Source organism: Bradyrhizobium sp. 170 (genome assembly GCF_023101085.1).
Lineage (GTDB): Bacteria > Pseudomonadota > Alphaproteobacteria > Rhizobiales > Xanthobacteraceae > Bradyrhizobium.
Window position 1 is genome coordinate 556838 of the sequence record NZ_CP064703.1, and the last position, 15135, is coordinate 571972.

19 protein-coding genes are annotated in these 15135 nt (G+C 61.4%); 12 read left to right on the forward strand and 7 right to left on the reverse strand.

Annotated elements, in window-relative coordinates; all coding sequences use genetic code 11:
• Window positions 1-310: 310 nt before the first annotated feature.
• Both IVB05_RS02565 and IVB05_RS02570 read left to right on the forward strand, forming a co-directional pair.
• A complete protein-coding gene (locus IVB05_RS02565; protein ID WP_247782877.1) occupies window positions 311-619 on the forward strand; it encodes a hypothetical protein in 309 nt (102 codons plus the stop codon).
• Window positions 620-639: 20 nt separating this feature from the next.
• Entirely contained in the window at window positions 640-1527 is an 888-nt protein-coding gene (locus tag IVB05_RS02570) for a sigma-70 family RNA polymerase sigma factor (protein WP_247782878.1), read from the forward strand.
• 12 nt (window positions 1528-1539) lie between these two features.
• Here IVB05_RS02570 and IVB05_RS02575 read toward each other — a convergent pair whose 3' ends face one another.
• Entirely contained in the window at window positions 1540-2076 is a 537-nt protein-coding gene (locus tag IVB05_RS02575; protein WP_247782879.1) for a DUF805 domain-containing protein, read from the reverse strand.
• Between the two features lie 369 nt (window positions 2077-2445).
• On the opposite strand from IVB05_RS02575, the gene IVB05_RS02580 reads away from it, so the two are divergent.
• From IVB05_RS02580 to IVB05_RS02605, 6 genes are all read left to right on the forward strand, one after another.
• The gene (locus IVB05_RS02580; RefSeq protein WP_247782880.1) at window positions 2446-3621 is read left to right on the forward strand and encodes an ABC transporter substrate-binding protein; all 1176 of its coding nucleotides are present in this window, start codon (window positions 2446-2448) and stop codon (window positions 3619-3621) included.
• Between the two features lie 148 nt (window positions 3622-3769).
• Window positions 3770-4687: a branched-chain amino acid ABC transporter permease gene (locus IVB05_RS02585; RefSeq protein ID WP_247782881.1), complete on the forward strand. Its 918-nt coding sequence runs from the start codon at window positions 3770-3772 to the stop codon at window positions 4685-4687.
• On the forward strand, window positions 4684-5631 hold the full coding sequence (locus tag IVB05_RS02590) for a branched-chain amino acid ABC transporter permease (protein ID WP_247782882.1): 948 nt from the start codon (window positions 4684-4686) through the stop codon (window positions 5629-5631). Before IVB05_RS02585 ends, IVB05_RS02590 begins: the two co-directional genes overlap by 4 nt.
• Before the next feature lie 4 nt (window positions 5632-5635).
• Window positions 5636-6403: an ABC transporter ATP-binding protein gene (locus IVB05_RS02595; RefSeq protein WP_247786562.1), complete on the forward strand. Its 768-nt coding sequence runs from the start codon at window positions 5636-5638 to the stop codon at window positions 6401-6403.
• Complete coding sequence (locus tag IVB05_RS02600) at window positions 6396-7109, forward strand: ABC transporter ATP-binding protein (protein WP_247782883.1); 714 nt, start codon at window positions 6396-6398, stop codon at window positions 7107-7109. The genes IVB05_RS02595 and IVB05_RS02600 overlap by 8 nt, the downstream gene beginning before the upstream one ends.
• A 102-nt stretch (window positions 7110-7211) precedes the next feature.
• Window positions 7212-7892, forward strand: a complete 681-nt coding sequence (locus IVB05_RS02605; protein ID WP_247782884.1) for a hypothetical protein — start codon at window positions 7212-7214, stop codon at window positions 7890-7892.
• Window positions 7893-8079: 187 nt separating this feature from the next.
• Here IVB05_RS02605 and IVB05_RS02610 read toward each other — a convergent pair whose 3' ends face one another.
• Entirely contained in the window at window positions 8080-9516 is a 1437-nt protein-coding gene (locus tag IVB05_RS02610) for a glutamine synthetase family protein (protein WP_247782885.1), read from the reverse strand.
• Between the two features lie 112 nt (window positions 9517-9628).
• Window positions 9629-10987, reverse strand: a complete 1359-nt coding sequence (locus IVB05_RS02615) for an aromatic ring-hydroxylating dioxygenase subunit alpha (RefSeq protein ID WP_247782886.1) — start codon at window positions 10985-10987, stop codon at window positions 9629-9631.
• Window positions 10988-11084: 97 nt separating this feature from the next.
• Here IVB05_RS02615 and IVB05_RS02620 point away from each other — a divergent pair, with 97 nt between their 5' ends.
• Together IVB05_RS02620 and IVB05_RS02625 are read left to right on the forward strand one after the other, a co-directional pair.
• On the forward strand, window positions 11085-11876 hold the full coding sequence (locus IVB05_RS02620) for an IclR family transcriptional regulator C-terminal domain-containing protein (RefSeq protein WP_247782887.1): 792 nt from the start codon (window positions 11085-11087) through the stop codon (window positions 11874-11876).
• Window positions 11877-11880: 4 nt separating this feature from the next.
• The gene (locus tag IVB05_RS02625) at window positions 11881-12369 is read left to right on the forward strand and encodes an N-acetyltransferase (RefSeq protein ID WP_247782888.1); all 489 of its coding nucleotides are present in this window, start codon (window positions 11881-11883) and stop codon (window positions 12367-12369) included.
• Between the two features lie 169 nt (window positions 12370-12538).
• Here the strand turns inward: IVB05_RS02625 and IVB05_RS02630 are convergent, their stop codons facing one another.
• The gene (locus tag IVB05_RS02630) at window positions 12539-12856 is read right to left on the reverse strand and encodes a hypothetical protein (RefSeq protein ID WP_247782889.1); all 318 of its coding nucleotides are present in this window, start codon (window positions 12854-12856) and stop codon (window positions 12539-12541) included.
• A 32-nt stretch (window positions 12857-12888) separates the two neighbouring features.
• Between IVB05_RS02630 and IVB05_RS02635 the strand changes: the two genes are divergently transcribed.
• Entirely contained in the window at window positions 12889-13278 is a 390-nt protein-coding gene (locus IVB05_RS02635; protein ID WP_247782890.1) for a helix-turn-helix transcriptional regulator, read from the forward strand.
• Window positions 13279-13333: 55 nt separating this feature from the next.
• Here the strand turns inward: IVB05_RS02635 and IVB05_RS02640 are convergent, their stop codons facing one another.
• The gene (locus tag IVB05_RS02640; RefSeq protein WP_247782891.1) at window positions 13334-13816 is read right to left on the reverse strand and encodes a GNAT family protein; all 483 of its coding nucleotides are present in this window, start codon (window positions 13814-13816) and stop codon (window positions 13334-13336) included.
• Between the two features lie 24 nt (window positions 13817-13840).
• A complete protein-coding gene (locus IVB05_RS02645; RefSeq protein ID WP_247782892.1) occupies window positions 13841-14380 on the reverse strand; it encodes an AAA family ATPase in 540 nt (179 codons plus the stop codon).
• Window positions 14381-14513: 133 nt separating this feature from the next.
• On the opposite strand from IVB05_RS02645, the gene IVB05_RS02650 reads away from it, so the two are divergent.
• On the forward strand, window positions 14514-14849 hold the full coding sequence (locus tag IVB05_RS02650; protein ID WP_247782893.1) for a hypothetical protein: 336 nt from the start codon (window positions 14514-14516) through the stop codon (window positions 14847-14849).
• Between the two features lie 36 nt (window positions 14850-14885).
• On the opposite strand, the gene IVB05_RS02655 is transcribed toward IVB05_RS02650, so the two are convergent.
• Entirely contained in the window at window positions 14886-15116 is a 231-nt protein-coding gene (locus IVB05_RS02655; RefSeq protein WP_247782894.1) for a hypothetical protein, read from the reverse strand.
• Window positions 15117-15135: the final 19 nt, after the last annotated feature.

Below are 15135 nucleotides of genomic sequence, written 5' to 3' on the forward strand. Positions count from 1 at the left end.
ATGTAGCCATTTTTCTCTCCGGTCCAAGGCGCGATTGCTAATCGGTCGATAGCGAATGCGTATGGTGCTGTCGTCCCGGCCTTGCGCCGGGACCCATAACCACAGGAGCTTGTTGTTGAGAAGGCTGGAGCCGCAGCACGGCGCAGCAACAACGTCCTGTGGTTATGGGTCCCTGCGCCCGTGCGCAATTGCGCACCAGGCAGGGACGACGGGAAAAATATTTTTCTGCAACACCGCATCCTTTGGCTGGTTCCAAACGTCCTTGGGATCGACGCGCGCTGCCTTCGCAGCCGCCAACGAGGAGAAGCCAATGCGACGGACCGTGATAAGGTACAGGACAAAGCCTGATATGGCCGACAGGAATGCCGAACTGGTCGCGGCGGTGTTTGCGGAACTGAAGGCAGTGAAGCCGGAGGGCCTGCGTTATATGTCGCTGCGGCTGGAGGACGACATCTTCATCCACTTCGTCGAGACCGCGGCTGATGACGGCTCGAGCCCGTTGCCGAAGCTGCCGACGTTCGCTGCGTTCCAGAACGGCATTCGGGAGCGTTGCGTCGAGCCGCCGCTACCTAAAGGCGCTGCCGTCGTCGGCAACTATCGCATGCTGGAAGAGAACTGAACCCGCTTGCTGGAGGCAGAATGAGCGTGGTGTCCGAGACGTCCGCCGCCTTCGACATCGAACGCCTGCTGGTCGCGATGCGGCCAAGGCTGCATCGCTATTGCGCGCGCATGGTCGGCTCGGTCATCGACGGCGAGGACGTGCTGCAGGACGCGCTGATCAAGGCGGTGGAGGCGCAGGCCGCCGCCGGCGCAATCGGCAATCCCGAAGGCTGGCTGTTCCGGATCGCGCACAACACCGCGCTGGATTTCCTGCGCCGGCGCAACCGGCAGGAGGCGCTCCGGGGACTAGCGGAGGTGGACATGATGGTCGACCAGCTCGATGCCGTGGAGAGCCGCCAGATCGCCGCCACCTCGTTGCGCACCTTCATGCGCCTGCCGGTGGCGCAGCGCTCAACCGTGATCCTGATGGATGTGCTCGGCTGTTCGCTCAAGGAAATCTGCGAAGTCATGGAGTGCAGCCTGCCGGCGGCCAAGGCCGCGCTGCATCGCGGGCGCACGCAGTTGCGGGAAATCGCCGATGAGCCGGAGGACACGCCGCAACAGCGATTATCGGATGCCGATCGCGAGCGCCTCAGCGCCTATGTCGCCCACTTCAACGCGCGCGACTTCGACGCGATCCGTGCCATGATTTCGGACGACGTGCGGCTCGATCTCGTCAGCAGGACCCGCATGCGTGGCAAGGCCGAAGTTTTCAGCTATTTCGGCAACTATTCGAAGGTCAGCGACTGGCGCCTGGTCCCGGGCCTGGTGGAGGGACATCCCGCCATCCTGGTGTTCGATCCGAACGAACCTGATAAGGGCCCGAAATATTTCGTGCTGCTGGGCTGGTCGTCCGGCAAGGTCGCAACCATCCGGGATTTCCGCCACGCGCCTTATGTCATCGATGGCGCGGAATATCTGGTCTGAGTGGCAACGTGCCTAAACCGCGCGGCGGCCGAATTCGCCATTGGCAACCCGCGCAACACGTGACGCGGTCGCGGCAGGACTGCGCGACGGCAGATCGGGCATCCGAAACGGGTCGCCTGATGTCGGCGCTGAATTGTCCTGCCCGCTGCTCGGCCAAAACAGCAAGGCGAGAAAGAGCGCGAGGTTGACGAGCGCGCCGACGATCGTTCCGTGCTGCCCAGCTCCGAGCGAAATAGCCGGGATCTTGCCGGCAAGGAGCCCATCGATGATCGTAACCGCGATCCATCCCGGAATCACGCAAACCGGATCCCATCCGATATCCCTGATCCGCATCGACTGCAGCGTAAAGCTCAGCCAGATGAACAGGATCGCGGCGGCGATGGCCTGCCACGAGCTCAGGCTTGGGATCATTCCCTTCGAGGCGTTTTGGAACGCATGTCCGGCGATGGCGAAGCAGATCGCTGTCATCAGGACCGCGACCGCTATCGTGGCGAGGAAAAAATGCAATCGGCCGAGACGCGCATTGAAGCCGAACAGGAAACCCAGCATCGCACCCACCCCTTTTCGGGTGCACTTGGCCACAGATAGCTTTCCGAGCTGTGAACCGCGCAGGGTACAAGCGGAGGTCGGTTTCCCACCGTTTTAGGGAATCCCTAAAATCCGAATGGATTGCCGGGCGGGTGCGACAATTGTTGCCTTGGCAACCGGCACTATAGTTCTTGCCATCCCCGCCATCTACGAATTATGGTGCAGGCCATTGGGGTATGAGCCGAAGGTCCAAAGCGGGGCCAGCGGTTCATGCTTGCCGCAGACCGACGATTTCGCGCACAAAATACCTCACCTGATAATGAGGCGTGCGGGACAAGCCCGGTCGCCCGGTCGACCGGGTCTGGTACGATAACGAGGAGGGGAGTGATTATGAAAAAGGCATTCTGGCTGGCGGGCGCGGCGATTCTGGCGCTGGCACAGCCCGCATCCGCAGGCGACACTATCAAAATCGGCTTTGTCTCGACCTTCAGTGGCCCGACCGCTGTAATCGGCAACGACATGCGCAACTCGTTCGAGCTGGCGCTGGACCATCTCGGCCGCAAGATGGGCGGCAAGCCGGTCGAAGTGATTTATGAGGACGACGGCCAGAAGCCTGATGTGGGCAAGCAGAAGACCGAAAAGCTGATCCAGTCCGACAAGGTCGATTTCATCGCCGGCTATATCTGGTCGAACGTGCTACTGGCCTCGCTCAAGACCGCGGTCGATTCAAAAACCTTCCTGATCTCGGCCAATGCCGGGCCCTCGCAGCTCGCCGGCGAACTCTGTTCGCCTTACGTGTTCTCGACCTCCTGGCAGAACGATCAGACCCCGCAGGCGGTCGGCACCTACATGAACCAGAAGGGCGTCAAGTCGGTGTTCCTGATCGGCCCGAACTATGCGGCGGGCAAGGACATGCTGGCCGGCGTGAAGAGCACGTTCAAGGGCCAGGTCGTCGGCGAGGAATATACGGTGTGGCCGAGCCAGCTCGACTTCTCCGCCGAACTCACCAAGGCCAAGAATTCCAAGGCCGAATCGATCTTCGTGTTCTATCCCGGCGCGGCCGGCGTCCAGTTCCTCAATCAATATGCGCAGGCCGGCATCAAGGCGCAGATCCCGCTCTATACCGCCTTCACCATCGACGAATTGTCGCTGCCCTTGCAGAAGGAAAATGCGCTCGGCGTTCCCGGCGCCCAGCAGTGGGTCAACGACTTGCCGAATGCCGAGAACAAGAAGTTCGTGGAGGACTATCGCAAGAAGTACACCGGCCTGCGTCCGACCTTCTACGGCGCGCAGTCCTATGATGCCGCGAACCTGATCAACAGCGCGGTTATCGCCGTAAAGGGCGATACCTCGAAGAAGGACGAGATGAAGGCCGAGATGGAGAAGGCCAACTTCAAATCGGTGCGCGGTCCGTTCAAGTACGGCAACAACCACATCCCGATCCAGAATTTCTACCTGCAGGACGTGGTCAAGGACGCCGACGGTCAGCTCGCCCTCAAGACGGTGGCCACCATCGTCAAGGACGACCAGGACCGCTTCGCCGACAAATGTCCGATGAAGAAGTGATGGTTGGCATGGCCGGTGCATGATCTCGCGGATACGCCCTCGGGCTTGACCCGGGGGCGGTTTGCGACAGATCATCCGCCCAACAAGAAAAATGGCGGCGGCGCAGATGTGCTGCCGCTGTTTTGTTAGGTCTTGAGTATAGGGATTCATGCTCGTCCTCGTAGAACAATCGCTGAACGGCCTGCAGTTCGGCCTCCTGCTGTTCTTGCTGGCAGCCGGCTTGACGCTGGTGTTCGGCATCATGGATTTCGTCAATCTGGCGCACGGCTCGCTCTACATGATGGGCGCGTACTTCGCGGCCACCTTCGTGGCGTGGACGAACAGTTTTGTGCTCGGCATCTTGCTCGCGCTCGGCGCCACGTTGCTGCTCGGCATCGCGCTCGAATTCATCGCGCTCCGGCATCTCTACGGCCGCGACCACCTCGATCAGGTGCTGGCGACCTTCGGGCTGATTCTTTTCTTCAACGATGCGGTGCGGCTGATCTGGGGACCGGCCGGCCTGTCGCTGCCGCTGCCGGCCTGGCTGACCGTGCCGGTGCAGATCGTCCCCGGCGTGTTCTATCCGGCCTACCGGCTGTCGATCATCGTGGTCGCGCTGGCGGTCGCAGCCCTGCTTTATGTCGTGGTCATGCGGACCCGCATCGGCATGCTGATCCGCGCCGGCGCCTCGAACCGCGAAATGATCGGCGCGCTCGGCATCAACATCAAACTGTTGTTCACGCTGGTGTTCGGGCTTGGCGCCGCGCTCGCCGGCCTTGCCGGGCTGATGCAGGCGCCAATCCTCACGGTGCAGATCGGCATGGGCGAGAACATCCTGATTCTTGCCTTCGTCATCATCGTGATTGGCGGCATCGGCTCGATCCGCGGCGCCTTCCTGGCCGCGATCTTCGTCGGCATGATCGATACGCTCGGCCGCGCCTTCCTGCCGGATCTGCTGCGCATGGTGCTGAGTTCTGCTGCAGCCTCCACCGCGGCGCCCGCATTGTCCTCGATGCTGATCTATCTGCTGATGGCCATCGTCCTGGTGGTGCGGCCGGAGGGGCTGTTTCCGGCCGCCAAGCGATGAAATCTCACATCAACGTCCGCAACGTCGTCGTGGCGCTCGTCGTGCTTGGCCTCACGCTGCTGCCGGTCTATTCCGCGCTGACCGGCAACATCTTCATCCTGACGCTGTTCACCCGCATCGTCATCTTCGCGCTCGCCGCCGCCAGCCTCAACCTCATCATGGGCTATGGCGGCATGATGAGCTTTGGCCACGCCGCCTATCTTGGCATCGGCGGTTATGCGGTGGGCATCCTCGCCCATGAAGGCATCGGCTCCGGCTTCATCCAGTGGCCGGTCGCGCTGGCGCTGTCGGCGCTTTATGCGCTCGTGATCGGCGCGCTGTCCTTGCGCACCCGCGGCGTCTATTTCATCATGATCACGCTCGCCTTCGCGCAGATGGCCTATTACATCGCCTCGGGTCTTTCGCGCTATGGCGGCGACGACGGCCTCACCATCTACAAGCGCAGCACTTTCGGCGGCCTGATCGACCTGTCGAACCGCGTGCAGTTCTATTACCTCTGCCTCGGCTGCCTGTTCGGCGGCGTCTATCTGATCTGGCGCATCATCAATTCGCGCTTCGGCATGGTGGTGCAGGGCGTTCGTTCCAACGAGCAGCGCATGCAGGCGATCGGCTTTCATGCCAACCGCTACCGGCTGGTTTGCTTCGTCATCTCAGGCACGATCTGCGGCCTCGCCGGCGCACTTCTGGCCAACAATACCGACTTCATCAGCCCGGCCGGGATGTATTGGACCCGCTCCGGCGAACTCATGGTGATGGTGGTCTTCGGCGGCATGGGCTCGCTGTTCGGTCCCGTCCTGGGCACCATCGTGTTCCTCCTGCTGGAAGAAGTCCTGTCGCAATTCACCGAATACTGGGCGTTGATCATGGGCCCGCTGTTGCTGCTGATCGTGCTGTTCGCGCGCGGCGGCATCATGGGCGTGCTCGGGAGGTTTAGCCGTGGCTGATTCTTTGGCTGATCCCTTGCTTCGCGTCGAAAACCTGGTCCGCCGCTTCGGCGGCATCCTCGCCACCGACAATCTGTCGCTTGACGTCGTGCCGGGCGAACTCCACGCCATCATCGGTCCCAACGGCGCCGGCAAGACCACGCTGATCAGCCAGTTGACCGGGCAGTTGATGCCGAATTCCGGCACGGTTCATTTTGCCGGCCGCGACGTCACCCGGCTGCCGTCCTATCAACGTAGTCGGCTCGGCCTGGCGCGCTCGTTCCAGATCACCTCGCTGCTGCCGGATTTCACGGCCGCCGACAATGTTGCGCTCGCAGCCCAGGCGCATGACGGGCACTCGTTCCGATTCTGGGGCAACGCGCGCAAGGAGAGGCATCTCCGCGACGCGGCGCAGGCGGCGCTAACGCGGGTAGGGCTTGCGAAACGCGCCGATGTGCCGGTGTCCGAATTGAGCCACGGCGAACAGCGCGAGCTGGAGCTGGCAGTGGCGCTCGCCACCAAACCGCAACTGCTGCTGCTCGACGAGCCGATGGCCGGCCTCGGCGTCACCGAATCCGCGCGCATGGTGGCGTTGCTGAAGGAATTGCGGAAGGAAGTGACGATCGTGCTGGTCGAACACGATATGGAAGCGGTGTTCGCGCTCGCCGACCGCATCACGGTGCTGGTCTATGGCCGCGTGATCGCCTCAGGCGATCCCGATGCGATCAGAAGCAATGAGGAAGTGAAGCGCGCCTATCTCGGCGACCAGCATGTGGTGGTCGGTCATGGCTGAAACCTTGCTGGAAATCGATGGCATCGAGACCTGCTACGGCCTCAGCCAGGTGCTGTTCGGCCTGTCGCTGAAGGTTCAATCCGGCGAGATGGTCGCCCTGATGGGCCGCAACGGCATGGGCAAGACCACGACCATCCGTTCCATCATGGGCATGACGCCGGCCCGATCAGGCACCATCCGCTTCGCGGGCGAGAAGGTTCGCAGCCTGCCGTCGTACAGAATCGCAAAGCTCGGCATCGGCCTGGTGCCGGAAGGCCGTCAGATTTTTCCGAATCTGACGGTGTACGAAAATCTGGTCGCGGCCTCGGGCAACCGTCAGGGCAATCCCGATCCCTGGACCATCGACAAAATCCACGCGCTGTTTCCGCGGCTCGCCGAGCGCAGCAGCAACATGGGCGTGACCCTGTCCGGCGGCGAGCAGCAGATGCTGGCGATCGGCCGCGCGCTGATGACCAATCCGAAGCTTCTGATCCTCGACGAGGCCACCGAAGGCCTCGCGCCCCTGATCCGCGAAGAAATCTGGAACTGCCTGTCGATGCTGAAAGGCCGCGGGCAGTCGGTGCTGGTGATCGACAAGAACGTCGCCAACCTCTCCCGCATCGCCGACCGCCACTACATCATCGAGCGCGGGCGCACGGTGTGGAGCGGGACGAGCGAGCAGTTGATTGCGGAGCCGGATCTGCAGCACAAGTATTTGGGGATTTAGGCCGCGCTCTCTCAGCCGTCATTGCAACCCGTTGGCTCGCAATGACGTTGATAGACCGTCGTCATGGCCGGACAAGTTTTGACCGAGACTTGGGGAGAAATAATGACAGTCCGAGTCGAGTACGATGAAAGCGCCTGTCAATTGGTCGTGCATGTTTTTTGCAAAGATCTATCGTCTGATAGAGAAATCGAAAATACTTTTGGCGATCTCGATACGGCGCTGGGCAAAATTGAGGAAAACCTCGACGACGACCTCAACAAGTCGTCGCCAATATTCTTTTTTCTTATAAACATCGAGGCAGAAGGTGTGCCCTCAGGTCCAGGCGAGGGCGTTCCTTACGAACCGGGAGAGTATGGTTTAGGTCCTCGCAGTCCCTGGGAAGTTTTTTGTCCACCGTTTTGGACGAAAGCCAGCGCCGTTCCACATTTGCGTCAGCGCGTGAAGGATTGGATCGTGCGTCTTGAGAAGACATTAAAATTGGCAGAAACCCATTCCCGCTCAACGGCTAGTCTCTGGGAGCATGATGAAACTCAATTTGGCGAGCCGCTGGCAACTCATATGGCGCTTTTCGACGTTGAATTCGTGCCTTATTATACACGACTATTGCGTTTGTGGGATCCCGGGCATGAAGTCCACATGGGCGGGGCCGTCATTGAGATCATTAACAAGCACGGGATTCGAGCCGAAACCGAGGAATTGATATTGGCTTATACGGAGTGGGAGGGTTCCGGCTCCGACGAGTTGGGCCTCCTTGAATTGCTCCATCAATCGAAAGGCCGATAGAATTTCGTCACCACGCCAAGAGCGTGGATGCCCGGGTCAAGCCCCGGGCATGACGAGTGGCGAGGGCGCGGGAAACCTCACCACGTCATTGCGAGCGCAGCGAAGCAATCCATCTATCCTCACGGGGAGAGATGGATTGCTTCGTCGCTTCGCTCCTCGCAATGACGGGGAGAAGCTTCGTACCCGCTCAAAACATCTCGAAATATTCGCGGTGCTCCCAGTCCGAGACCTCGGCCTGAAACCGCTCGATCTCTGCGTTCTTGATGTGGACGTAGTAGTCCACGAACTCCGCCCCCAGCGCCTGCCGGAAAAACGGATCGTCCTGCAGCGCGAACACTGCCTCGCGAAGACTCTTCGGCAGCAGCGCGGCCTTGGTCTCATATGGCGTATCCGCCGACGGTCCCGGATCTAGTTTGCGGTCGACGCCGTCGAGGCCGGATAGAATCTGCGAGGCCATGTAGAGATAGGGATTGGCCGCCGGCTCGCCGATGCGGTTTTCCAGCCGCGTAGCAGCGTCGCTCGGGCCGCCGAGCACGCGGATCATGACGCCGCGGTTGTCGCGGCCCCAGATCGCGCGGTCCGGCGCCAGCGAGTAGGAACGGTAGCGCTTGTAGCCGTTGACGGTGGGTGTCGTGAACACGGTTGACGCACGCGCATGCTCCAGCAGGCCTGCGAGATAGGCGCGGCCGAATTCGCTCAGCGCCTCTCCGTTGTCGCTGGCCATGAACGCATTCTCGCCGTTCGCGCGCGAGACCAGCGATTGATGCAGGTGCCAGCCGGACGCGAATACGTTCGGCAGTTTCGGCCGGCACATGAACGTAGCGTGATAGCCGTGGCGGCGGGCGATCTGCTTCACGGCGGATCGAAACAGCACCATGTTATCGGCGGGCGTCAGCCCTTTGGTCGGCTGGAAGGTGAATTCGCACTGGCTCGGGCCGAACTCGACCTCGACCGACCGCAAGGGCAGGCCGAGCGCCAGCACGTCGCGGCGGATGATTTCCAGCGCCGGCTCCATCTGGTCGTAGCGCTGCTCGGTCAGATATTGATAGCCGTGCGACAGCAGGCTCACTGAAGGAGGCCGCCCCGGCTGGCCGGCATCTTCAGGGGCCATATGCGCGTCGTCGAGCTTGAAGAGATGGAATTCGACTTCGAGCCCCGCGACGAAATCGTAACCACGGCTTTCCAGTTGATCGAGCACCTTGCGATAGAGGTGCCGCGTGGCGAACGGCACCGGGCGGCCGTCGCTGAAATAGAGGTCGCACAGCAGCCAGCCGGTGGTCGGTGCCCATGGCAGCATGCGAAACGTTGTTGGGTCAGCTACCATCAACACATCGGCGGCGCCTTCCATCTCCTTCATGCCAAAACCGCCGCCGGCCGTGAACACCGGGAACACCGTTTTGTGCGAGGTGTCCTTGGCCAGCATCGTAGTGGTGATGGAGCAGCCGCTTTCCAGCGACGCAATCGCTTCGGATGCGACCAGCGTCTTGCCGCGCAAGATACCGTGCTGGTCGGGAAACGATAGCCTGACGACTTCGAGCTTCTGCTCCTCGACGATCTTGCGCAGGCGGCTGGCCGCTTCCTGCTGTTCTCCAGACCACAGCCCGTGACGTTCCACGAAACTCAACGCCAATCCCCCATCTTCCGTCATTCCGGGGCGATGCGCAGCATCGAACCCGGAATCTCGAGATTCCGGGTCTGGTCCTTCGGACCATCCCGGAATGACGGTGCCACAAATCTCACTCCGCCGCCGACAAATGCCGGATCTTGCCGGCGATCTCCGTCGGCACCGGCGCCGCCCACGGCGCGCCGCGGCGGCGTTTTACGTCGACTTCCATCCAGTAGATTTCCCAGCCGCGCGTCGGCCCGATGCCGTCCATCGTCGCCGGGCCCTGGATGCTGCGGGCACGCGCGGCGTCCAGGAACATGAATGGTTTCTCGCCGCCGGCAACCTTTTCGATCTCCTGCCGCAGCAGGCGGCGATACTGCACGATCGCCTTGTCTGACGTGCCGAGATGCTCGTTGGTGCGATCCTGGATCGCGCCCATCGATTCTACCGCCCACTGGTCGTGGACGTTGATGTCGGCTCCCATGCCGGTATAGGTCTCGGTCGCCTGTTCGTGCGGATCGAAACCGTAATCGTTGCTCTTGTTCTTGCGCGACTTGTAATCCGGCAGCTCGTACAATTCGAGCCGCTGGTCGCGCATCTTCTTCTTGTCGACCGGCGCCGTGTAGCTGGTGAAGATCGCGTACCAGTAGCAGTTCTCGTCATCAACAGGCACATGCCACTGCGTGATCGTCATCTCCTGGCTCATCGGAATCACGAAGCCGTGCGGGAAAAGCTGATTGGTGACGCGCACATGCGTGCGTTCCTCGTCGATCTCACGCAGCGCGATCAGGCGCAGCCCGTATTCGGTATGCTCGACATTGATGATCGGGTTGTCGTATTCGCGCAAAATCTTGGTCATCGGCATATCGCTTCCGGCGGAAGCGCCACGGAACTGCTTGCCGTAGGCAGTGGAAGTATCTTCGTCCTCGAAGAAGCGATGCAGGAACGAGGCGTGCGCCGGATCGATGCCGACTTCCAGCGCCTGCAGCCAGTTGCAATTGATGTGGCCCTTGAACGCAAAGGTATGGCTGTCCGGCGCGACGAAACAGTCGATCTCCGGAAACGCCGGCGGTTCACCTTCGCCCAGATAGGCCCAGAGGATGCCGCTCTTTTCGACCACGGGATACGAGCGCTGCTTGATGCCCTGACACAGCTTGGAGTCCTTCGGCTCGGCGGGCGTTTCCAGACATTGGCCTGATAAATCGAACAGCCAGCCATGGAAGGCGCAACGCAGCCCGCCGTTCTCAAGCCGGCCGAATGCGAGGTCGGCGCCGCGATGGGCGCAGTGACGATCGATCAGGCCGTAGCGGCCTTCCTCGTCGCGAAACAGAACGAGGTTCTCGCCGAGCAGTTTGATGGCCCTGACCGGCCGCGGTCCCTGCAACTCATCCACCAGCGCCGCCGGCTGCCAGTACATCCGCATCAGCTTGCCGCAGGGGTCCTTGCGCCCGGTGCGGGTAATCAGGTCGTTCGCTTCCTGGCTCATCATGGCGAGGATCTCCGCGTATCAGATTTGTTCGACTATTGAACTTCTGTGCGATTTTAACGTAGACTTGGCGTTAGGCAAGCGGATTATGGAGGCAGCGATGCCGAAGCTTAAGCGCGTGGGGGACGCAGACAACCGCGGCGCGACCGATTTCATCGAAAGCCTCGATCGCGGCCTGCGCGTGCTGGAGGTGTTCGGCGGGAGCCGGCAGCCCATGACGTTGAGCGACCTCGCCAAGGCCGCCGACCTGCCGCGCGCGACCGCGCGGCGGATTCTCTTCACGCTCGAACGCGCCGGCTTCGTCGCCACCGACGGCAAGCTGTTCCGGCTGATGCCGCGCGTGCTGGTGCTGGCTTCAAGCTATCTCGCTTCCAACCATGTTGTCTCGGTGCTGCAGCCTGCACTCGATAAGCTCTCAGGCGAGGCGCAGGAAATTTCGTCGATGGCGATCCTCGACGGCAACGACGTCGTCTTTATCGCCCGCGCCAGCCCGACGCGGATATTTTCCGCAGGCATCGATATCGGCTACCGCCTGCCGGCCTTCTGCACCTCGGTCGGCCGCGTGCTGCTGTCGCGGCTGCCCGACGACGAACTGGCCGCGGCGCTCGACAAAATGGACCTCGCGCCGCTGACGCCGTTCACCGTCACCGACAAGAAGCTGCTGCAAAAGACTGTTATCGCGGATCGCGCCCAGGGCTATTCGCTGGTCGATCGCGAAGCCGAGCCGGGATTCCGCTCCATCTCGGTGCCGGTCCGCCGCTATGACGGCGGAATCGTCGCCGCCATCAATATGGGCGCGCATGTCGACCGCGTGTCGTCAGCCGAGATGGTCGAACGCTTCCTGCCGCGATTGCGCGAGGCGGCCGCCTCGGTCAAGTCGATGCTGGTGTAACGGGATGATTATCCGACCTGAAGCGCCCGGCGACGTTGCGGCCATCCGCATTGTTGAAGAAGTAGCGTTTGGCCGGTCGGCCGAAGCCCGATTGGTCGATGATCTGCGTGCTGCAGGCGACTCAGTTTTCTCGCTGGTCGCCGTTGATGACAACACGGTCGTTGGCCATGTCCTGTTCTCAAGGATGAAAGCGCCGTTTCCTGCGCTGGCGCTCGGTCCTGTCGCGGTACTGCATGAATACCAGCGGACGGGTTTTGGCAGCCGGCTGACCCGCCAGGGAATCGCGCGCGGCGAAGCCGCCGGCTGGCTCGGAATTTTCGTCCTCGGCGATCCCGCCTTCTATCAGCGTTTTGGATTCGATGTCGACAAGGCGAGCGGTTTTGTCTCGCCCTATGCCGGATCGCATCTGATGGCGCTGCCGCTTGGAGGAAACGAACTTCCGACAGATGCGGGCATCATTGAACATGCCGCCGCTTTTGCGAAGCTCGGATAGTGCAAGGCAGAAATCCGCCTAATGCATCGTGAAGCAAGCTTGAATGAGGTGATCCGTCTCCATGGGGTGGCCGTGCGCAGCAGGGCCTTCGAAGGGCGACGATCACGGGCCGCACATCCTTGAGGTCGCTTCGCTCGCACCTTGCGAGGTGTTAGCAAATTTGCTAACATTATGCGGAATGCGAGATACGAGGAAAATCTCCTGGATCAAGGCTGCGCGCAGGGACTTCGAGGAATTCCCGAAGGACGTCCAGAGTGACATGCTCGACGCGCTCACCGTTGCCGCTGAGGGCAGAAAATCGGAGAAGGCATAGCCGTTCCATGGCATCGACGGCGGTGTCTTCGAAATTGCCGCGCGATATCGCGGCGATGCTTTTCGTGTACTCTATGCTGTCAAGATTGACGCCGATATCTGGGTGCTTCACGCCTTCCAGAAAAAGTCGAAATCTGGAATCAAGACTCCGCGGATGGAGGTTGACCTTATTCACGATCGGCTAAAACGCCTGAAGGAGGCGCTGAAATGAAAAAAGACGATCTGGAACTGGTGCGCGGCAGCGGCAACGTGTATCGCGATTTTGGAAGACCCAACGCCGGTCTCGAGCAGGCTAGGGCGGTTACTGCCGCGAAGATCATCCGTATTATCGACGAACGCAAGCTCTCGATGCGAGACGCGGAAAAACTGACGGGCGTCCCCTATTCGGAGTTTTCCCGCATCCGCAATACCCAGCTCGGTCGCTTCACGCTCGACCGAATGATCGCGATTCTCGGTAAGCTCGACGAAGATATCGAGGTATCCGTCACCTTCAGAGCGCGCAAACGGAGAGTGTCTGCCGGGCCGCGCGCGGTCTCCTCCAAGGCCCCGCGCGGCATCGGCGGGCGGCGAGAGATCCGACGCGCGCGCAAGGCGTGATTGCCGGCGCCGCGTGAAGATGGCGTGGATGACGTCAAGAACCGGAGCCGATCCGCTACGCCGGACGCTTCCACTCCGGTCTGAGTAGGGACATCAGGCGCATGGATCGAAAGGCACCTTCAGCGTCCCGGTGGATGTCGCGGACGATGCCTTCCTCGACGAATCCGTTCTTCAAATAGGCGCGATGGGCCCGTTCGTTGTCTTCGAATACGAACAGTTCGACGCGATGCGCGCCCAGATCGTCGAAGCAGATTTTCAGGAGTGACTGCAGGAGGCGCGATCCGGTGCCGCGCCCGGCATCCTGCACGGCGATACGGCGGAGCCGCAGGCATTGATTCTCGCTTCCGACATTCTGCAGGATCGCAAATCCTGCAATGTCGTCTTCCTCGCGCGCCAGATAATATCTGCAGGACGGACTTTCGATCGCCGCGGCGTGCTGCTCGACGTCCCACCGGCCGACGAGGCGCGCATAGCCCTCGCCGCGCTCGATGCGCATCATCGTTGGGATGTCTGATCTGGATGCGATCTCGATTTTCATGTCTTCGCCGTGGACGACGGCCTGTCATGCCGGAATGTTAAGCCCGAAATGTTCGACGATCTTCCGCGCGGTCACTTCCGCCGGATTCACCCCGGTATCCAGCTTGAGACAATCGGGCCGTGGCACGGTGGTGAGGTCGTAGCGGTCGAGATCCCGGATCAAATGTTCCCCTGAGATTATCTTGCGCCGCGCCACCCGGTCGGGATTGCCGACCCTTCGCAATGCTTCTTCGCGCGAACAGTGCAGGAAGACCGGAAGCAATTTTGCGCCGCGACGCTGCACGATCACCTCGAATTGCCCGAATTGCACACGGTCCTCCGGTTCGGCGTAGCAGAAGGTGGTGACCAGCAGCGGCACGCGATGTTCGGCGGCAGCATTGAAGGCCGAGCATCTGACGTCATGGACAAGCTCCCAGAAGCCGGGCGCACCAAAATCGAAGATCGTGAGCGCCAGATCGATGGCGGCGTGATTGTCCATCAGTCGCCCCGGCACGATCCGGAGCAGCGCCTTTGCGACCGTCAGCTTGCCGACCGCGGGCGAACCATGGAGAAAAAGCAGCTTCATACGCGATCAGTATCGCGAAAGTCCGGTCCGCGGGAACCGGTAATGATGGCGCCGCGAAATAATTTTTCAGGCGCCCATGAACGCGGTCGGCCGTGGCGTGCACGAAGTCGATGCAGATGCCGCAGGAGAAGACGTGAACAAGCCCGATTGGATCATCCGCATCGTCGCCGTCCCTCCCGGCGAAGCCCCGCTATGGGTACGCGAGAAATGGGTCGGCCTCGACCTGCCGGTGGCCCGCTATTCGGGACGCCGGAAATTTATCACCATGGGCGTGCTGTCGCTGCCGCGCTCGATGCTGGCGCAATGGCTGGCGGTGTTCCGCTGCCGCGCCGAACTGATCGCGGGATATGCGGTCGAAGCGCTTCCCGCCGTCGACATTCTCGCTCACGCGCATCCCGAGGCTGCCGCGTGGTGGCGCGAAAACACGCCGCATCTGATCGCGCCAAAACGCTATCTCGTGTTCCACTAGGAAGTCCGCCGCATCGCCGATATCTGATCGGCTGCGTTATGGCGCGGGCAAGCGCTTGAGCGCGGCTTCGATTGCCTCGAACTTGGCGACGATCTGCGGGGTCACGACATAGCGAAGGATGCCGGCGACCGACAGGCCGACGAGCATCGCGACGATCGCGTACTGCGCCATCAACGCCAGCAATATCGAACGCAGCCGGCGCCGCCGGACTTTCGGCGGTTTGGCCGCGGCAAGGAGGAGGGCGTCTTCGCCTTCAACCGTACTCATGCGGTCTGACCTGACATAA

Excerpts from the sequence above, each read along its gene's own strand:
- IVB05_RS02565 (WP_247782877.1), top strand. The coding sequence starts at position 311 with ATGCGACGGACCGTGATAAGGTACAGGACAAAGCCTGATATGGCCGAC.
- IVB05_RS02570 (WP_247782878.1), top strand. The coding sequence starts at position 640 with ATGAGCGTGGTGTCCGAGACGTCCGCCGCCTTCGACATCGAACGCCTG.
- IVB05_RS02575 (WP_247782879.1), bottom strand. The coding sequence starts at position 2,076 with ATGCTGGGTTTCCTGTTCGGCTTCAATGCGCGTCTCGGCCGATTGCAT.
- IVB05_RS02580 (WP_247782880.1), top strand. The coding sequence starts at position 2,446 with ATGAAAAAGGCATTCTGGCTGGCGGGCGCGGCGATTCTGGCGCTGGCA.
- IVB05_RS02585 (WP_247782881.1), top strand. The coding sequence starts at position 3,770 with ATGCTCGTCCTCGTAGAACAATCGCTGAACGGCCTGCAGTTCGGCCTC.
- IVB05_RS02590 (WP_247782882.1), top strand. The coding sequence starts at position 4,684 with ATGAAATCTCACATCAACGTCCGCAACGTCGTCGTGGCGCTCGTCGTG.
- IVB05_RS02600 (WP_247782883.1), top strand. The coding sequence starts at position 6,396 with ATGGCTGAAACCTTGCTGGAAATCGATGGCATCGAGACCTGCTACGGC.
- IVB05_RS02605 (WP_247782884.1), top strand. The coding sequence starts at position 7,212 with ATGACAGTCCGAGTCGAGTACGATGAAAGCGCCTGTCAATTGGTCGTG.
- IVB05_RS02615 (WP_247782886.1), bottom strand. The coding sequence starts at position 10,987 with ATGATGAGCCAGGAAGCGAACGACCTGATTACCCGCACCGGGCGCAAG.
- IVB05_RS02620 (WP_247782887.1), top strand. The coding sequence starts at position 11,085 with ATGCCGAAGCTTAAGCGCGTGGGGGACGCAGACAACCGCGGCGCGACC.
- IVB05_RS02625 (WP_247782888.1), top strand. The coding sequence starts at position 11,881 with ATGATTATCCGACCTGAAGCGCCCGGCGACGTTGCGGCCATCCGCATT.
- IVB05_RS02635 (WP_247782890.1), top strand. The coding sequence starts at position 12,889 with ATGAAAAAAGACGATCTGGAACTGGTGCGCGGCAGCGGCAACGTGTAT.
- IVB05_RS02640 (WP_247782891.1), bottom strand. The coding sequence starts at position 13,816 with ATGAAAATCGAGATCGCATCCAGATCAGACATCCCAACGATGATGCGC.
- IVB05_RS02645 (WP_247782892.1), bottom strand. The coding sequence starts at position 14,380 with ATGAAGCTGCTTTTTCTCCATGGTTCGCCCGCGGTCGGCAAGCTGACG.
- IVB05_RS02655 (WP_247782894.1), bottom strand. The coding sequence starts at position 15,116 with ATGAGTACGGTTGAAGGCGAAGACGCCCTCCTCCTTGCCGCGGCCAAA.